This is a genomic window from Zoogloea sp. (assembly GCF_023150065.1).
GTDB lineage: Bacteria > Pseudomonadota > Gammaproteobacteria > Burkholderiales > Rhodocyclaceae > Zoogloea.
In genome coordinates, this window is the sequence record NZ_JAKLLN010000001.1 from 282,976 (window position 1) to 299,625 (window position 16,650).

At 63.1% G+C, this 16,650-nt stretch carries 18 protein-coding genes; 8 read left to right on the top strand and 10 right to left on the bottom strand.

Features of this window, described 5'->3' with window-relative positions; genetic code table 11:
* Positions 1-27: 27 nt before the first annotated feature.
* From L6Q67_RS01435 to L6Q67_RS01445, 3 genes are read right to left on the bottom strand one after another with little or no spacing between them, the layout of a single operon-like run.
* Positions 28-477, bottom strand: a complete 450-nt coding sequence (locus L6Q67_RS01435) for a hypothetical protein (RefSeq protein WP_296564116.1) — start codon at positions 475-477, stop codon at positions 28-30.
* Positions 474-908, bottom strand: a complete 435-nt coding sequence (locus tag L6Q67_RS01440) for a DNA polymerase III subunit chi (RefSeq protein ID WP_296564118.1) — start codon at positions 906-908, stop codon at positions 474-476. The genes L6Q67_RS01435 and L6Q67_RS01440 overlap by 4 nt, the downstream gene beginning before the upstream one ends.
* Positions 909-918: 10 nt before the next feature.
* Positions 919-2,406, bottom strand: coding sequence for a leucyl aminopeptidase (locus L6Q67_RS01445; RefSeq protein WP_296564119.1), 1,488 nt, complete (start codon positions 2,404-2,406; stop codon positions 919-921).
* A gap of 107 nt (positions 2,407-2,513) precedes the next feature.
* On the opposite strand from L6Q67_RS01445, the gene lptF reads away from it, so the two are divergent.
* Together lptF and lptG are read left to right on the top strand one after the other, a co-directional pair.
* On the top strand, positions 2,514-3,590 hold the full coding sequence (gene lptF, locus L6Q67_RS01450; RefSeq protein WP_296564121.1) for an LPS export ABC transporter permease LptF: 1,077 nt from the start codon (positions 2,514-2,516) through the stop codon (positions 3,588-3,590).
* Positions 3,590-4,666 carry an LPS export ABC transporter permease LptG gene (lptG, locus tag L6Q67_RS01455; RefSeq protein WP_296564123.1) on the top strand — a complete coding sequence of 359 codons (1,077 nt, stop codon included), beginning with the start codon at positions 3,590-3,592 and terminating at the stop codon, positions 4,664-4,666. Before lptF ends, lptG begins: the two co-directional genes overlap by 1 nt.
* Positions 4,667-4,673: 7 nt before the next feature.
* On the opposite strand, the gene L6Q67_RS01460 is transcribed toward lptG, so the two are convergent.
* Genes L6Q67_RS01460 through L6Q67_RS01475 form a run of 4 tightly spaced genes read right to left on the bottom strand, consistent with a single transcriptional unit; the run spans position 4,674 to position 6,758 of the window.
* Complete coding sequence (locus tag L6Q67_RS01460) at positions 4,674-5,150, bottom strand: RDD family protein (protein ID WP_296564125.1); 477 nt, start codon at positions 5,148-5,150, stop codon at positions 4,674-4,676.
* Between the two features lie 8 nt (positions 5,151-5,158).
* Complete coding sequence (locus tag L6Q67_RS01465) at positions 5,159-5,800, bottom strand: DUF3106 domain-containing protein (protein WP_296564127.1); 642 nt, start codon at positions 5,798-5,800, stop codon at positions 5,159-5,161.
* Positions 5,773-6,147, bottom strand: a complete 375-nt coding sequence (locus tag L6Q67_RS01470; protein WP_296564128.1) for a DUF3619 family protein — start codon at positions 6,145-6,147, stop codon at positions 5,773-5,775. The genes L6Q67_RS01465 and L6Q67_RS01470 overlap by 28 nt, the downstream gene beginning before the upstream one ends.
* Positions 6,144-6,758 (bottom strand): RNA polymerase sigma factor, encoded by a 615-nt coding sequence (locus L6Q67_RS01475; protein ID WP_367171623.1) that lies wholly within the window; start codon positions 6,756-6,758, stop codon positions 6,144-6,146. Before L6Q67_RS01475 ends, L6Q67_RS01470 begins: the two co-directional genes overlap by 4 nt.
* Positions 6,759-6,864: 106 nt before the next feature.
* On the opposite strand from L6Q67_RS01475, the gene L6Q67_RS01480 reads away from it, so the two are divergent.
* The 5 genes from L6Q67_RS01480 (at position 6,865) to L6Q67_RS01500 (ending at position 12,844) form a co-directional block, all read left to right on the top strand.
* Positions 6,865-8,574, top strand: a complete 1,710-nt coding sequence (locus L6Q67_RS01480; protein ID WP_296564130.1) for an acetolactate synthase 3 catalytic subunit — start codon at positions 6,865-6,867, stop codon at positions 8,572-8,574.
* Between the two features lie 111 nt (positions 8,575-8,685).
* Positions 8,686-9,177 carry an acetolactate synthase small subunit gene (gene ilvN / locus L6Q67_RS01485; protein ID WP_296565190.1) on the top strand — a complete coding sequence of 164 codons (492 nt, stop codon included), beginning with the start codon at positions 8,686-8,688 and terminating at the stop codon, positions 9,175-9,177.
* A gap of 73 nt (positions 9,178-9,250) precedes the next feature.
* Positions 9,251-10,267: a ketol-acid reductoisomerase gene (ilvC, locus tag L6Q67_RS01490; RefSeq protein WP_296564131.1), complete on the top strand. Its 1,017-nt coding sequence runs from the start codon at positions 9,251-9,253 to the stop codon at positions 10,265-10,267.
* Between the two features lie 111 nt (positions 10,268-10,378).
* Positions 10,379-11,167, top strand: coding sequence for a CDP-diacylglycerol--serine O-phosphatidyltransferase (pssA, locus tag L6Q67_RS01495; protein WP_296564133.1), 789 nt, complete (start codon positions 10,379-10,381; stop codon positions 11,165-11,167).
* 144 nt (positions 11,168-11,311) lie between these two features.
* Positions 11,312-12,844 (top strand): 2-isopropylmalate synthase, encoded by a 1,533-nt coding sequence (locus tag L6Q67_RS01500; protein ID WP_296564136.1) that lies wholly within the window; start codon positions 11,312-11,314, stop codon positions 12,842-12,844.
* 10 nt (positions 12,845-12,854) lie between these two features.
* Here L6Q67_RS01500 and L6Q67_RS01505 read toward each other — a convergent pair whose 3' ends face one another.
* Together L6Q67_RS01505 and wrbA are read right to left on the bottom strand one after the other, a co-directional pair.
* Positions 12,855-13,220: a DUF2069 domain-containing protein gene (locus L6Q67_RS01505; RefSeq protein ID WP_296564139.1), complete on the bottom strand. Its 366-nt coding sequence runs from the start codon at positions 13,218-13,220 to the stop codon at positions 12,855-12,857.
* Positions 13,217-13,813, bottom strand: coding sequence for an NAD(P)H:quinone oxidoreductase (wrbA, locus tag L6Q67_RS01510; protein ID WP_296564141.1), 597 nt, complete (start codon positions 13,811-13,813; stop codon positions 13,217-13,219). Before wrbA ends, L6Q67_RS01505 begins: the two co-directional genes overlap by 4 nt.
* Before the next feature lie 37 nt (positions 13,814-13,850).
* On the opposite strand from wrbA, the gene L6Q67_RS01515 reads away from it, so the two are divergent.
* Positions 13,851-15,110, top strand: coding sequence for a YihY family inner membrane protein (locus tag L6Q67_RS01515; RefSeq protein ID WP_296564143.1), 1,260 nt, complete (start codon positions 13,851-13,853; stop codon positions 15,108-15,110).
* On the opposite strand, the gene L6Q67_RS01520 is transcribed toward L6Q67_RS01515, so the two are convergent.
* A complete protein-coding gene (locus tag L6Q67_RS01520; RefSeq protein ID WP_296564145.1) occupies positions 15,107-16,597 on the bottom strand; it encodes a hypothetical protein in 1,491 nt (496 codons plus the stop codon). The genes L6Q67_RS01515 and L6Q67_RS01520 overlap by 4 nt on opposite strands.
* Positions 16,598-16,650: the final 53 nt, after the last annotated feature.

The following is a 16,650-nucleotide window of genomic DNA, read 5'->3' on the forward strand; positions in this document are numbered from 1 at the left end:
GGCGGGGAAGGAGGGTAAAGGGTGAATTCAGGCCTCGGGGTCGTCGTCGAGGCGGCGGGCGATCTCGGCGGAGATGAGCGGCTGCAGGCTGTGCTGCAGCTGGGTGACCGCCTTGACCCGGAGGCGCTCGGCCAGGGCGTCGAGCTCCCGCGAGACGAGCTGGGGCAGCTCGGTGGTGACCCAATCCTCAATCAGGCGGTTGATGGCGATGTCGAGTTCGACGATCCGTCCGGCCAGATCGGGGGTGGCGGTGAGCACCGGCAGATCGTCGTCGAGCTCGGGCTCGGGGCCGACAGGCTCGAGGATGATCGGTTCGTTGTCGCCGATGAAGGGCTCGATCCGTTCGTCCACCACATCGGTCAATACGGGCAGATCGTCGCCGTCTCCGGCTTCCGGTGCCTCCGGCCGGTGCGGTAGGCCCTCGGCCTCCTCATCTTCAAGGGGGATCTCGAACTCGGGTTTGTGTGAGGTGTTCATTCGCCGCTCCGTTGGGCGAGGTCATGGGCGCTGAGCGGCAGGCCCTGGTCCTTGTAGCGCCGGTAGCGGCCCCGGGCGGCCTGGCGCTCCTCGTCGCTGGGGCCGACGATCTCGATGACCAGGTCGAAGCGGTCAAAGCCGTCCGGCAGCTCGTCACCCAGGTTGATCAGCACGTCCTGGTGGGGCAGGGCGTCGAGCCGGCTGCCAATGACCACCGGGGTCTCGGCGGCCAGCGGCGACCCTGCTGCCACATGGGGCACGAAGGCCAGGGGCTGAAAGGCCCAGAGCATCTGGTCGAAATGCCGGGCGACGTGGTTCTCCGGGGCAAAGACCGAGACCCGCCGCCCGCTGGCCTCGGCCTTGGCGGTGAGCACGCAGGCCACCCGGAGGCGGTCTGGCGCGTTGTGGTAGAAGCGGATCTCGGTGCTCACGGTCGGGGTGTCAGCGTCCGGCCCGGTCCATCAGGAAGCGGGTCAGCAGTGGCACCGGGCGGCCGGTGGCGCCCTTGTCGCCGCCCGACTTCCAGGCCGTGCCGGCGATGTCCAGGTGCGCCCACTTGTAGGCCTTGGTGAAGCGGGCCAGGAAGCAGGCGGCGGTGATGGTGCCGGCGCCCTTGGTGCCGATATTGGGGATGTCGGCGAAGTTGCTCTTGAGCATGTCCTGGTATTCGTCCCACAGGGGCAGCTGCCAGGCCTTGTCACCGGCAGCCTGACCCGAGGCAAGCAGTTCGGCCGCCAGGGAGTCGTCGTTGGCCAGGAGGCCTGAGGTGAGGTTGCCCAGGGCGATGATGCAGGCGCCGGTGAGGGTGGCGATGTCCACAACCGCCACCGGATCGAAGCGTTCGGCGTAGGTGAGGGCGTCACACAGAATCAGGCGGCCTTCGGCATCGGTGTTGAGGATCTCGATGGTCTGGCCCGACATGGAGGTGACGATGTCGCCAGGCTTGATGGCCGAGCCGCCGGGCATGTTCTCGGTGGTGGGGATCAGGCCGACCACGTTGATGGGCAGCTCCATGCGGGCGATGGCCTTGAAGGTGCCCAGAACGCTGGCGGCGCCGCACATGTCGTACTTCATCTCGTCCATGCCCTCGCCGGGCTTGAGGGAGATGCCGCCGGTGTCGAAGGTAATGCCCTTGCCCACCAGCACGACGGGCTTGTCCTTGGGCTTGCCGCCCTTGTAGTTGAGGATGATGAACTTGGGCGGCTCGTGGGAGCCCTGGGCCACGGACAGCAGGGAGCCCATGCCGAGCTTTTCCATGTCGGCGCGCTCAAGGATGTCGACCTTGATCTTGTGTTCCTTGGCGAGCTTCTTTGCGGTAGTGGCCAGGTAGCCGGGGGTGCACACATTGCCGGGGAGGTTGCCTAGGGTCTTGGCCAGGGCCATCCCTTCGGCGATGGCTTCACCGTCGCGCAGGGCGGCGTCCAGGTCGGCAGCGGGCTTGCTGCGGGTGATGAAGACGAGCTTCTTCACGCCTTTCTTCGACTCGTCCTTCTTTGACTTCAGCTCGTCGCAGCGGTAAGTGCTGTCCTTGAGGATCTGGGCGGCCTGGGCGATGCGCCAGGCTGCGTCGCGACCGGTGAGGTCCACGTCGGCGAGGCAGAAGGCCGCGTCGTCGGCGGCGGAGCCGGCCAGCTGGCGGGCGGCGGCGGACACGGCGTCGCGGTAGGACTTGTCGCTGAGCTCGCCGGCCTTGCCCAGGCTGACCAGCAGCACGCGCGGCGTGAGCAGGCCGGGGAGGGCGTGAAGGGTGAGGGTGGCGCCGGCCTTGTCGTCCAGATCACCCCGGGCGAGGATGGCCGCGATGGCGCCGTCCGATGCCTTGTCGAGGGCCTTGGCGGCTGCGCTTAGCTCACCGCCGGCAAACACGCCTGCCACCACGCAGCCGTTCTTGAGTTTTTCCGGCGACCCGGCCTTTATGGTAAATTCCACCCGCTTCTCCTTGGAAACACGCGTCAATTGGGACTTTGCGGCACATTATGGCCGGCACCCCGGCAGACGTCAAAAAGGCCCTTCCCCGGCGCGATCACTCCCCTCGCATGATTTTTCTCCGAGCCGCCCAGCGCGAATTCACCCAGAACGCCGTGGCGGTCTTTGTGGCCTTGTTCGCCATCCTGATTTCCACCGTTCTCATCCGCTTGCTCGGGCAGGCCGCTGGCGGACGCGTGCCCGCCGATGCGGTGCTGGCCCTGATCGGCTTTGGTGCCATCGCGCAGATGCCGGTGGTGCTGTCGCTCACCGTCTTCATTGCGATCCTCATGTCCCTGTCCCGCAGCTACCGGGATTCCGAGATGGTGGTGTGGTTTTCCAGCGGCCTCCCGCTGACCGCCTGGATGCGGCCGGTGTTGCGTTTTTCTGTGCCGGTGGTGTTGCTCATCGCGGCCATGTCGCTTTTCGTGGCGCCCTGGGCCCAGAAGAAGAGTGTCGAATACAAGGAGCAACTGAACAACCGGGATGACGTCTCCCGGGTCGCGCCCGGCATGTTCCGCGAGTCCTCCGGCGGCGAGCGGGTGTTTTTTGTCGAGGCCCTGTCGGGAGACGAGGGGCGAGTCCGTAATGTGTTTGCCAGCAGCATGCAGAACGGCCGCCTCGGGGTGATGGTGGCGGCCCAGGGGCACATGGAGGTGGATGCCTCGGGCAATCGTTTCGTGGTGTTGGAGCATGGCCGGCGATACGAGGGAACGCCCGGTACGCCCAGCTACCGGGTGATGGAGTTCGAGCGTTACCAGATCCGCATGGAGTCCAAGGAGGTCAGCGGCGGGCCACGCCAGCCCAAGACCCTGACCTTGCCGGCGCTGCTCAAGAACCCTGACAAGCGCAACCAGGGCGAACTGCTCGGCCGTATCAGCACGCCCGTGCTGGCGATCATGCTGGCTCTGCTGGCCATTCCCCTGTCTTTCGTGAATCCCCGCGCAGGCCGCACCAACAACCTGATCCTGGCGGTGCTCGTGTATCTCATCTACAGCAACGCCCTCAGCGTCTGCCAGGCCTGGGTTGGCCAGGGGCGACTGCGTTTTGAGGTGGGCCTGCTGGCGCCTCATCTGATCATGCTGGGGGTGCTGGCCATGTTGTTCTACAAGCGCCTGAGCGTGTTTGCCCGGTGGCGGAGGGGTTGATGATTCCTGTCTATATCCGCTACATCAGCCGCGAGATCTATGCCGCAGTGGCCTTGGTGCTGCTGGCGTTCCTGGGGCTCTTTGCCTTCTTCGATCTGGTCAATGAGCTCGATGAGGTCGGCAAGAACGGCTACGCCCTGCACCATGCGGCAATCTATGTCGCGATGATCATGCCGGGCCGGGTGTACGAACTCATGCCCATCGCCGTGCTGATCGGCAGCCTGTACGCGCTGACAACCCTGGCCCGGCATTCCGAAATCACCGTGCTGCGGGCCTCAGGCTTGTCCACCCGGCGTTTCCTGCTGGCGCTGCTGTCGGTGGGCAGTGTTTTTGTGTTGCTGACCTTCGTGTTCGGAGAGTATCTGGCGCCCCCCGCCGAGCGTGCCGCCCAGCAGTGGCGTCTGGCGGCGACCCGCTCGATGGTGTCCCAGGAGTTGCGTACCGGCCTGTGGGTTCGGGATGGCAATCTGTTTGTGAACGTCCGGAGCATTCTTCCGGATACCTCGCTGCAGGGCGTCCGCATCTACGAGTTCGACGATCGTGCAACCCTGGTGTCGATCAGTGAGGCGGAGTCCGGTGCCTATCAGGAAGGGGCCGGATGGCGTTTGAAGGGGGTGGGGAAGACCGTCTTCCTGGGGGAACGAACCGAGATCCTCAAACTGCCGGAGCTGGTGTGGCGTTCCGAGCTGACGCCGGACGTGCTGTCGGTGTTGATGGTCGTGCCTGAACGGATGTCCGTGACAACCCTGTATTCCTACATCCGTCACCTTGAAGAGAACAAGCAGCGCACCACCCGCTACGAGATCGCTCTGTGGAAGAAGCTGGCCTATCCGTTTGCCGCGCTCGTCATGATGGGGCTGGCGTTGCCCTTCGGCTACATGCAGACCCGCATGGGTGGGGTCAGCCTGAAGGTGTTCTCAGGAATCATGATCGGGGTGGGGTTCCACCTGCTCAATGGTCTCTTTTCCAACCTCGGCGTCATCAATGGCTGGGTGCCGGCCGTGGCTGCACTCACGCCCAGCATTGCCTTTTTGCTGGCGGCGATGGGCATGATGTGGTGGGTGGAGCGCCGTTAGCCAGCGTTCAAATCAGGGTGGATGCGGGCAGCAGCACGATACGGGTGCCCGCCAGTCGGTCATGAAGAAACTGTCTGTCCTTGTCGATCAGGGCCCAGACCAGCCCCACGCCAAAAAGCAGTACTGAAGGCCATGCCAGTGCATACCTGATCCAGCCCTGGCGCAGGGATACGGGTTTGCCGTCGCTATTCACGATGCGCAGTTTCCATGTCTGCATGGCCAACGTCTGCCCGCCGCGGCGCCAGTACCAGAGAAAGTACATCCCGAGCACGGCGAATATGTAGATCCAGAGCACGCCGCCGCCAGGCGTGTAATCAGTGCCGATGCCAAGGATTAGCAGGGGCACCATGAAGGTCAGGGCGAGGACACCCAGCAGCAGCAGGGATTCGTAGAGCATGCTGGCGAGCCGGCGGCGCAGTCCAGCGAGTTCGACAGTCTGCGGGCGAGCGGACGGCCCTCCGCTTGCAGTGGCTTGTGAGGACATGGGTGAAATCAGGGTTTGACGCCTGCGGTGACGGTCTGGCCAGCAGGTGTGACTGCCTCAGCAGTGGAGGTATGAAGGGGGGGGGCAGGGATGGGGGGCGAGACGGGCTCCGGCGCAGGCGGCGGAGCCACGACAACAGGCTTGCGTGGCACGATGACGCGGGGCGGCGGCGGTTCCGTCAGGGGTTTGAGGGGGGCGGCGGCAGTTTTTGTGCGCGCTGCCTTGACCGGCGGTTTGGCTGCGGCTTCCTTGAAGCGGGTCTTCTCCTCGTTGGGAAGCTCCTGGTAGGCGTTCCACTTTTCCCGGAGAACTTCCCGCTTTTCAGGGGGAATGCGCTGAAGATTGCGGTATTGATCCCGTGCCGTGGTGCGCTGTTCGGGCGTGAGGGAAAACCATGTTTCCATCCGCCGTTGCAGGCGCGACTGCTCCTCGGGGGTGTAACCCGGGAAGCGATCAGCAATGCCGACCCATTTGCGCCGTCTGTCGTCAGGAAGATCCTTCCACTCGCTCGCCAGGGGGGCAAGCGTGCGCTGCTGGTCGGGTGACAGATCCTTCCAGGCCGGTGCCGTGATCGGGGGCGTGGCGACGGCCTGGGTCGAGCAGGCGACGACGAAAACCGCGATCAGTCGGGCGAGTCGTTTTGAACCCATGCGTCGAATCCGCGATCCAGGTAAGCGTCAATCGGGAGGTCGTCGGCGAGCAGTGCGCTGTCGACTTCTTCAAGGTCGGCGGCGTGCTGCCATTCACCCAGGAAACCGCTGCCCAGGGCCGCAAGGACAACCACGATCATGGCCAGCGCCGTACGCCCCTGGGGCAGGACGTGCTCGGAGAAGGTCTGACCGAGCCCGGCCAGGCTGAGCTTTCTCACCGTTTTCTTCTGCCGGGAAAGGGCGCGCTGACGGGCCTGGAGCAGGCGGTCGGCAACCGGGGTGGAAACGTTGCGCGCCGACACGTTGAGGTGCTGGCGGAGCCGTAGCTGGAAGTCGTGTTCGTTCATGGTTTGATACCTTTTGCAGCAAGTGCGGCGGCAAGGGTGTGCGTGGCGCGCGAACAATGTGTCTTCACGCTGCCTTCAGAGCATCCCATTGCCGCTGCCGTTTCAGCGATGTCCATTTCTTCCCAGTAACGCATCAGGAAGGCTTCGCGTTGACGGGCCGGAAGCTTTTCGATTTCCCTTTCTATGACGCCGAGAGTCTGGCGTTGTTCCAGCTGGGTCTGCGGGGACTCGCTCTTGTGATCGCTGTCGGCGGACTCCAGGGTGTCGAGGGGGTCGTGCTCGTCGTCCTCGGGACCGGAGAAGGCGGACAGCAGCGTGGTCCACATGTTGCGGACCTTCTGGCGACGGTAGTGATCCCGGATGGCGTTCTGCAGGATGCGCTGGAACAGCATGGGGAGTTCGGCGAGCGGCTTGTCGCCGTACTTCTCGGCGAGCCGCATCATCGAGTCCTGCACGATGTCGAGTGCAGACTCTTCGTTGCGGACCGCGAACAAGGCTTGCTTGAAGGCCCTTTTTTCGACGCTGGCGAGGAAGTCCGATAGTTCGAGACGGGATGGCAGGGGGTGATCCTCGGTGATCCGGGCCGGGTGCTCCCGGGGTCGTCGGTTGATGCTGCAGTGTCAGGGAGAGTGGCACCGATACGGTGCGCCTTGACCAATCGCCGGGTCGGCGGTATGGTTCAACGTTTTACATCGCCGATATAGCTCGGGTGCAGTGATGGTCATTACCGGTGCAGAAATTGTAATCAGGTGCCTCCAGGAAGAAAAGGTCGATTATCTTTTCGGCTATCCCGGCGGCGCCGTCCTGTACATCTACGACGAGCTCTTCAAGCAGGACAAGGTCCGTCACGTCCTCGTCCGTCATGAGCAGGCTGCCATTCACGCGGCGGATGCTTATGCGCGTTCCACCGAAAAGGTGGGGGTTGCGCTGGTGACCTCCGGCCCCGGCGCGACCAATGCGGTCACGGGCATCGCAACGGCGTTCTGTGACTCCATTCCGATGGTGGTCATCTCGGGTCAGGTGCCCTCGGCGGCTATCGGCCAGGACGCATTCCAGGAAGTCGATACGGTCGGCATCACCCGTCCGTGCGTCAAGCACAACTTCCTCGTGCGTGATGTGCGTGATATCGCCGAGACGATCAAGAAAGCCTTCTATCTGGCGAAGACCGGCCGGCCCGGCCCGGTGCTGGTGGATATCCCCAAGGACATCACCGCCCAGAAGTGCGAGTTCGTCTACCCGCAGACGGTGTCGATGCGCTCCTACAACCCGACGGTCAAGGGGCATCACGGCCAGATCAAGAAAGCGCTGCAGCTGCTTCTCGAGGCCAAGCGCCCCATGGTGTATGCCGGTGGTGGCGTGGTTCTGGGTGATGCTGCCGACAAGCTGACGGCGCTGGTGCGCAAGCTCGGTTTTCCCTGTACCAATACGCTCATGGGCCTGGGTGGCTACCCGGCGACGGACCGGCAGTCTCTCGGCATGCTCGGCATGCATGGCAACTACGAAGCCAACATGGGCATGCACTATTGCGACGTTCTGCTCGCCGTGGGTGCGCGCTTCGATGACCGGGTGATCGGCAGTCCGGCGCACTTTGCGTCCGAGCCGCGCAAGATCATCCATATCGACATCGACCCTTCCTCCATCTCCAAGCGCGTCAAGGTCGACGTGCCCATCGTCGGCGACGTGGGCGAGGTGCTTGGCGAGTTGCTGGCGCTCCTCGACAGCACTGCCGAGAAGCCCGATCAGGAGTCCCTCGGGGGGTGGTGGAAACAGATCGATGAGTGGCGCCGTCGTGACTGCCTGAAATTTACCCAGGGCGAAGGGCTGATCAAGCCCCAGTACGTTATCCAGAAGCTCTGGGAGGTCACCGGTGGCGATGCCTTCGTGACCTCCGATGTGGGCCAGCACCAGATGTGGGCGGCCCAGTACTACAAGTTCGACAAGCCGCGCCGCTGGGTGAATTCCGGTGGGCTTGGCACGATGGGGTTTGGTCTGCCTGCAGCCATGGGGGTTCAGCTGGCACATCCGGGTTCGCCAGTCGCCTGTGTTACCGGCGAGGGCTCGATCCAGATGAACATCCAGGAACTGTCCACCTGCAAGCAGTTCCGCCTGCCCATCAAGGTGATCCTGCTCAACAACGGCTACCTTGGCATGGTGCGTCAGTGGCAGGAGCTGTTCCACGGCAATCGCTACTCCGAATCCTACATGGACGCCTTGCCCGATTTCCCCAAGCTTGCTGCGGCCTATGGCCATGTCGGTCTGCGCGTCGACAAGCCGGGTGATGTGGAGGGTGCCCTGCGGGAAGCTTTCAAGCAGAAGAACGATCTGGTCTTCCTTGATTTCCAGGTTGATGCCACCGAGAACGTTTATCCCATGGTTCAGGGCGGCAAGGGCCTGACGGACATGATCCTGTCTGCCGAGGACCTCTGACCCTCAGGAAAGCTTGCTGTGGGAAATGGCTTGCAGCGGCTTCCCGAATCATCACAGAGGCTCGACGCCGCATGGTTGCGCGGGCTGATGGTCATCCAGAACACAACGCCTATGAGACACGTCATCTCCCTTCTCATCGAGAATGAATCCGGGGCGCTCTCGCGCGTCTCCGGCCTGTTTTCCGCCCGTGGTTACAATATCGAGTCGCTCACCGTGGCTCCGACCGAAGACGCGTCGCTGTCCCGCATGACGATCGTCACGACCGGGTCGGACGATGTCGTCGAGCAGATCACCAAGCACCTCAACAAGCTGGTCGAGGTGGTCAAGGTGGTCGATCTGTCCGAATCCGCCCACATCGAGCGCGAGCTGATGCTCGTCAAGGTGCGGGCTACGGGCAAGGATCGGGAGGAAGTGAAGCGTATGGCCGACATCTTCCGGGGGCGCATCATCGATGTGACCGATACCAGCTACGTGATCGAGCTGACTGGAAATCAGGCCAAGCTTGATTCCTTTGTCGGTGCGATCGATGCGGGCCTGATTCTCGAAACCGTTCGTTCCGGGATCTGCGGCGTTGGCCGCGGTGACCGGGTCCTGAAAGTTTGATGCGGGGCAAGGCCCGGACTCCGATGTCCGTGCCGTCCCGTGACTTGCTCCTCTTTTGTCAGAAAGGCATGAAATGAAGGTTTATTACGATAAGGATGCGGATCTCTCCCTGATCAAGGGCAAGCAGGTCACCATCGTTGGTTACGGCTCCCAGGGCCACGCCCACGCCCAGAACCTGCGCGACTCCGGCGTCAATGTGACGGTCGGTCTGCGCAAGAGCGGCGCTTCCTGGGCCAAGGCCGAAGGCGCTGGCCTGAAGGTTGCCGAAGTGGCTGAAGCCGTTCGTGCCGCCGATGTGGTCATGATTCTCCTGCCGGACGAGAACATTCCCGACGTCTACAAGAACGACATCGAGCCGAACATCAAGCAGGGTGGCGTGCTGGCCTTTGCTCACGGCTTCAATGTGCACTACAACCAGGTCGTGCCCCGTGCCGATCTGGATGTGATCATGGTTGCTCCGAAGGGCCCCGGCCACACCGTGCGCTCCGAGTACCTGAAGGGTGGCGGCGTGCCGTCCCTGATCGCTGTGTACCAGGACAAGTCCGGCAAGGCCCGCGACATCGCCCTGTCCTACGCTGCTGCCAACGGCGGCACCAAGGGTGGCGTGATCGAGACCAACTTCCGTGAAGAAACCGAAACCGACCTGTTCGGCGAGCAGGCTGTTCTCTGTGGTGGTGCGGTCGAGCTGGTCAAGATGGGCTTCGAGACCCTGACCGAAGCCGGCTACGCCCCCGAAATGGCCTACTTCGAGTGCCTGCACGAGCTGAAGCTGATCGTCGACCTGATGTACGAAGGCGGCATCGCCAACATGAACTACTCCATCTCCAACAACGCGGAGTATGGCGAGTACCTGACTGGCCCGGAAGTCATCAACGAAGAGTCCCGCTATGCCATGCGTGAAGCCCTGAAGCGCATCCAGACTGGCGAATACGCCAAGATGTTCATTCAGGAAGGCAAGACCAACTACCCGTCCATGACCGCCCGTCGTCGTCTCAACGCCGTGCACCCGATCGAGACCGTCGGTGCCCAGCTGCGTGACATGATGCCGTGGATCAAGGCCAACAAGCTGGTTGACCAGTCCAAGAACTGATCGCACCTGACTTGAAGCGCGCACGGGGGACGAAAGTCCCCCGTGTCGTTTTCGGGTCCGGGGCGGTGTCCTGCGTTACAATCGCGTTCGACTTCACCCATCGTCCCCTCCATGGCCGATCAGCAATCCCGCAAGCCCCTGCTCAACCCGGAACGGCGTCGCAAGGGTATCTACATACTCCCCAACCTGTTCACCACGGCGGCACTCTTCGCCGGCTTCTATGCCATTGTGCAGGCCATGAACGGTCTGTTCGAGCAGGCGGCGGTGGCCATCTTCATCGCCATGGTGCTGGATGGTCTGGATGGTCGGGTGGCGCGCCTGACACGTACCCAGAGTGCCTTCGGTGCCGAGTACGACTCCCTGTCCGACATGGTGTCCTTTGGTGCGGCACCGGCCCTGATCATGTACGAATGGGCCCTCAAGGGCATGGGCAAGCTCGGCTGGATGGCAGCCTTCATCTACTGCGCCGGTGCGGCCCTGCGGCTGGCACGGTTCAATACCAACATCGATGTCATCGACAAGCGTTACTTCCAGGGCCTGCCCAGCCCGGCGGCGGCGGCGCTGGTTGCCGGGCTGGTCTGGGTCATGATCGACAACGGCATTGCGGGGCCCGATGTGCGCTGGTATGGATGCGCGCTTACCATCTTTGCCGGCATCTCCATGGTCAGCAACGTGCTGTTTTATAGCGGCAAGGAGATCAACCTGCGTCGCAGCGTGCCCTTCATCGTCATCATCGCCTTCGTTCTCGGCTTTCTGCTGGTGTCCAGCTATCCGCCGGGCGTGCTTTTCGGCCTGTTCCTCTGCTACGCGGTCTCCGGCTATGTGCTCGGGGCGTGGGCCTGGCTGAAGGGGCGTCGACGCAGCGCTTCGGTTGCAGCGCCAGAAAAGTCTGATTTATAGTCCAAGGCCCCGCGCCCGAAGACTGCTCTGTGCAGCCCGGGTGTGTCCGGAGCCCAGATCAACACCCGAACTCCTGCATTCCCCGGCGATTGAACGTCGGGAGTGCGCCTCAATCCAAATACAAAGAACCGGCGGGAGCCTATCATGAACGACCAGCTGATCATTTTCGACACGACCCTGCGCGACGGCGAGCAAAGTCCCGGAGCATCGATGACGCGGGATGAAAAGCTGCGTATTGCCCGGCAACTCGAACGGATGAAGGTCAATGTCATCGAGGCGGGCTTTGCGGCCGCTTCCAATGGCGATTTCGACGCGGTCAAGGCGGTGGCCGAAGCGATTCGGGAGTCCACTGTATGTTCCCTGGCGCGGGCCAACGAGAACGATATCCGCCGTGCCGGCGAGGCCATTCGTCCCGCTGCGTCCGGCCGCATCCACACCTTTATCGCCACCAGCCCCATCCACATGGAGAAGAAGCTGCGCATGACCCCCGATCAGGTGGTCGAGCAGGCCGTGCGGGCCATTGGCTGGGCGAAGGAGTACACCGACGACATCGAGTTCTCGGCGGAGGATGCTGGCCGTTCCGAGATCGACTTCCTGTGCCGCATTTTCGAGGCCGTGATCAAGGCCGGTGCCACGACGATCAATGTGCCGGATACCGTCGGCTACAACGTTCCGGAGCAGTTTGCCGACACTATCCGCAGCCTTATCGAGCGTGTGCCCGGGGCTGACAAGGTGGTCTGGTCGGTGCATTGCCATAACGACCTCGGGCTGGCCGTCGCCAACTCGCTGGCTGCCGTGCGGGCCGGTGCACGACAGGTGGAATGTACGGTCAATGGCCTTGGTGAGCGTGCCGGTAACGCATCACTCGAAGAGATCGTCATGGCAGTACGGACCCGCAAGGATGTCTTCCTGTGCGATACCCGTGTCGACACCACCCAGATCGTTCCGGCCTCCAAGCTGGTTTCGGGGATTACCGGCTTTCCGGTTCAGCCCAACAAGGCGATCGTTGGTGCCAACGCGTTTGCCCACGAATCCGGGATTCACCAGGATGGTGTGCTCAAGCATCGCGAAACCTATGAAATCATGCGTGCCGAAGATGTGGGCTGGACGACCAACAAGCTGGTGATGGGGAAGCACTCCGGGCGTAACGCGTTCCGCTCCCGTCTCCAGGAGTTGGGCGTGGAGATCACCTCCGAGGAGCAACTCAACCATGCTTTTGCCCGCTTCAAGGAACTCGCCGACAAGAAGCACGAGATCTTTGACGAGGATCTGCAGGCGCTGATGAGCGACGAGAGTTCGGAGCCGAAGGAGCATTTCCGTCTGTTGTCCTCGTCCTTTCACTCGGAAACCGGTGAAACGCCCTGCGCGCGGGTGACGCTTGCAGTGGGTGGCAGCGAGGCCAAGGCGGAGTCCTGCGGTTCAGGCCCTGTGGATGCGGCCTTCAAGGCAATCGAGGTGGTGGCCAACAGTGGAACGGAGTTGCTGCTGTATTCGGTGAATGCCATCACCACCGGTACGGACGCCCAGGGCGAAGTGACCGTACGCCTGTCCAAGGACGGGCGGGTGGTGAATGGTCAGGGCGCCGACACCGATATCATCGTGGCCTCTGCCAAGGCCTATCTCAATGCCCTAAACAAGATCCAGGCGGGTACGGAGAAGATGAACCCGCAGGTCTGAGTGTGCGGGCTCAGGTCTCCTTTGAGGCCTGGGCCAGCCGCGAGGGTGCGGTGTTGCGCGAGTAGAGCACCACGACCACAAAGAAGATCACGCTCAGAACGGCCTCCGCCAGCGCCAGTGCGTTGCCGGGGGCCGCGTCGTTGGTGCGTACGACGCCTTCGGTGAGATAAAGCAGGATCATCATCGAGCTCCACTGGTAGGTGTAGCGCGTGCCTCTCAGAATGCCAAAGAGGGCAGCCATCAGGGGCAGGACCTTGAGGGTCATCCAGGAGCCGCCTGGACGTAGTGGCGCCAGCATGGTTTCCCAGGCGAGGCACAAGGCAATCAGGCTGAGCAGGGTGATGCTGGCAATCAGGGACAGGGTCTTGGGTTTCATTGGGTGGCGAGCTTGAGGGCAGTTTCGGCCAGGCGCTTGCCCAGGGCCGTGGCGAGGCGTTTTTCCTCGTCGGTGAGTTGGGTGTTCTCGTCCTTCCCCGCCCAATGCGTTGCCCCGTAGGGGGACCCGCCGCTGCGGGTGCGGGTCAGATCGGGCTCGGAGAAGGGCAGTCCGACGATCAGCATGCCGTGGTGAAGAAGCGGTGTCATCATCGATAGCAGGGTGCTTTCCTGGCCGCCATGCTGGCTGGCGGTCGAGGTGAACACGCTGGCGGGCTTTCCCGCCAGGGCGCCGGAGAGCCAGGGGCCTGCAGTGCTGTCGAGGAAATACTTCATCGGTGCGGCCATGTTGCCGAAGCGCGTAGGGCTGCCGATGGCGAGGCCGATGCACTCTTCCAGGTCACGCATTTCGGCGTAGGGCGCGCCGCGGTCGGGGATGTCGGGTTCGGTGGCTTCGCAAACTGTGGACACGCGTGGTACGGTCCGCAGCCTTGCCGATGCGCCGGGCACGGAATCGATACCCCGGGCAATCATTTCTGCCAGGGCGCGGACCGAGCCCCGGTGGCTGTAATAGAGGACGAGGACTTCCTGCATGGGTGGGGTCTGTGAAGCGGAAAGGCATTATACGTAAATGAACTCAGAGCTCGATTCCGGGCATCGCTTCCGCGCGAACCTGCGGGCCTTGCGGCTGCTGTCCAGCGCGGTGTCCCGGCGTTTCAGCGAAGGGCGCTGCTCCCAGGTGGCGGCGAGCCTTGCCTTCACCACTTTGCTTTCCGTCGTGCCCTTCGTGACGCTCGTGGCGGTGGTGTTCAGCCAGTTTCCCCAGTCGCAGCGTTTCGCAGATGCCCTCAGAGGCTTCCTACTCGACAACCTCCTGCCCGAAAAGGCCGGCAAGGTCATCGCCACCTATGCACTCCAGTTCAGCCAGAAGACCACCAATCTGACCATTGTTGGTGGGGTCGTGCTGATCCTGACCGCGATCATGCTGATGCGGACCATCGATCAGGTGATCAACCAGATCTGGCGTGTGCAGGTACATCGGGCCTGGGCGACGCGTCTGGTGGCTTACTGGGCGGTGCTGTCCCTGGGGCCGCTTCTGCTGGCCGGCGGCGTGTTTGCGGCGGGGGCCATGCTGAGTGTGTCCTTGGACTTCATGAACGAGCCTGCTTGGCTTGAGGTGGCGGGTCTGCGGCTGGTGTCCCTGGGGGTGCTGGCGGGGGTGTTTTCAACCCTTTATTTTGCCGTGCCCCATTGCAGCGTGAGGTTCGTCGATGCCGGTCTGGCGGGCTTGTTGGCCGCCGCCGGATTCCTCGTCATGCAACGCCTGTTCAGCCTCTATCTGGCGCACTTCCCGAGTTACACCCTGGTCTATGGCGCGTTTGCGGTTGTTCCGATCTTTCTGCTGTGGCTCTACCTGTCGTGGATCATCATCTTGCTGGGGGCGGTCGTCGCTGCAGTGCTTCCGGAGCGCAGCCTGCGACGCCGGCCGCTGCCGGTGTTTCCGGGGCGAACCTTGTATGTGGCCTTGCTGATGCTCTGCGAACTGGCAGAGGCGCAATCGAGCGGGGATTGCCGTGGGGTTGAGGAGTTGGCGGGTGTCGCGCGGGTCGGTCACGACGAGGTCAGGGACGTGCTCGCCGTGTTGGCGTCGTCGAGAATCGTGGTGCGGCGGGATTCCGGCGGCTGGTTGCTGGCCCGCTCGGCGGAAAGTGTGCGGGTGGCGGAGCTGGTGAGCCTTTTCGGGCTGGCCTCGCCTCCGGATGCGGGGACGGTATCCGGAGGTCCCGAAGCCTGTGTGCAGGCCCCTTGGCAGAGGCTGCTGGCAGCAACCGATGCTGCAATGGATGTGTCCCTCGGGCAATTGCTCGAGGAGGGTAAGGGAGCTGCCTAGAGGGGGTAGGGGTCAATCTCGTATTGGAAGAGCTCTACCGCGGCGGTCTGCATGTCCAGGCTGAGCAGCCGCCCCTGGGCAACGTAGAGGCGATTGGTGTCGGATACCAGCATGAAGCGCCGGGCCGAGTAAGTGCCGGCGGGGGCCAGGATGGCCTGCTGGCGGCCGAGGGCCTGAACGGGGGGGAGCACCAGCGCCGGACTCATCGGGCGGGTCCGGGTGGCGTTGCGGAAGCCGACCGTAACGGGCTTGGCCGAGTTGGCAAGGACTTGCAGGCCGAGTTCGATCTGCTCAGGGGTTTCAGTACGGATCCAGCGCACCACGCAGAGCGTCCATGGCTCGTCGTCACTTCGGCGCAGGGCCAGCGCCATGCCGGCATTGAGCTCGTTGGCGTTGCCGGTGACCTGCATGATCGCGTAGCCGGTGGGGCTTTCATTCACCACCATCCACTCGGAGAAGTAGCGCGCCTGATGGGGCAGGCCCGGGTCCCGGAGCATCTTCCAGATGGTATCAAGGCCGCAGCACACCCTGACCGCGTACTGACTGCGCCGCCGGGAGTGTTCCCGGCGGGGAGGGCAGGCCCAGTATTCCCGTACGCGACGCAACAGTGTTGCTGCCTCGCTCCGCTCCAGCCCCGCATGGAAGCCGGCGGGGAGGGAGGCTTCACCCTCGAGGATCTCGATCAGGGAGGTGGCCCGGCGGGCGAGCTCTTCACCCGAGAAATAAATGAGTCCGTCCACGTGGGGCGGATTGCGTCGGTGAATCGACATGGGTTGGGTGTCCTGGTCGGGATCGAGCCAGAACCACCCCATTTCGTCCTCGCCCGGTACTGATTGGCGGATCGAGGTGCTGCTTGCGTTGCTGGTGAGAAAGTCGGAAAGCCAGCAGATCTCCCTGCCGGTCAGGCCCTCCGGGTGGGCCGCAGAAAACGCCAGCAGGTATTTGTAGGCGGCTTTGGCGCTCTCGGGGGTCTCATTGCCGTTCCCGACCTCTGCCTCTGAAGTGCTGCCGACATAGAGGGAGTGAGCCTTGAGCCAGAATTCATAGGGAGCACTGTTGCCTGCCAGATGGGCGATGGTTAGCTGTTCGCCCAGGAGCTCGAGCGCTTTGGCGCTGATGGTGGCCGGGTTGCGACGTAGGGTTCTGACCAGACGGTGGCGGACTTCCTCGAGAACCTCTGCGTGACCGTCGGCCAGTTTGCCAAGGGCCGACACGAGCCGTGTGGCGGAGCGATGGAGCCCGAGTGTGAGTGGCAGAGAGGCGCCGGCCAGACGCTCCCGGAACTGCCGGCTGATCGCCATGCTGCGGGAGTGCAGAAGATCCAGGCATCGGTGAAGCTGGCTGCGGCTGACATCCGAGCGACCGAGCTCTTCGAGATGGCGAACGAGGGTTGCCAGTTCCAGATCGGCGTCGGTGGATAGATTGGAAGCCAGCCAGTCGAGAACTGGCGCTGTACGATCGGAAAGATTGGGTTCGGCGGCGCTCATTGCCTGGAAAGTCTCGTGGCCAGGCCATCATTGTAATTAAATCGCCGTGATAT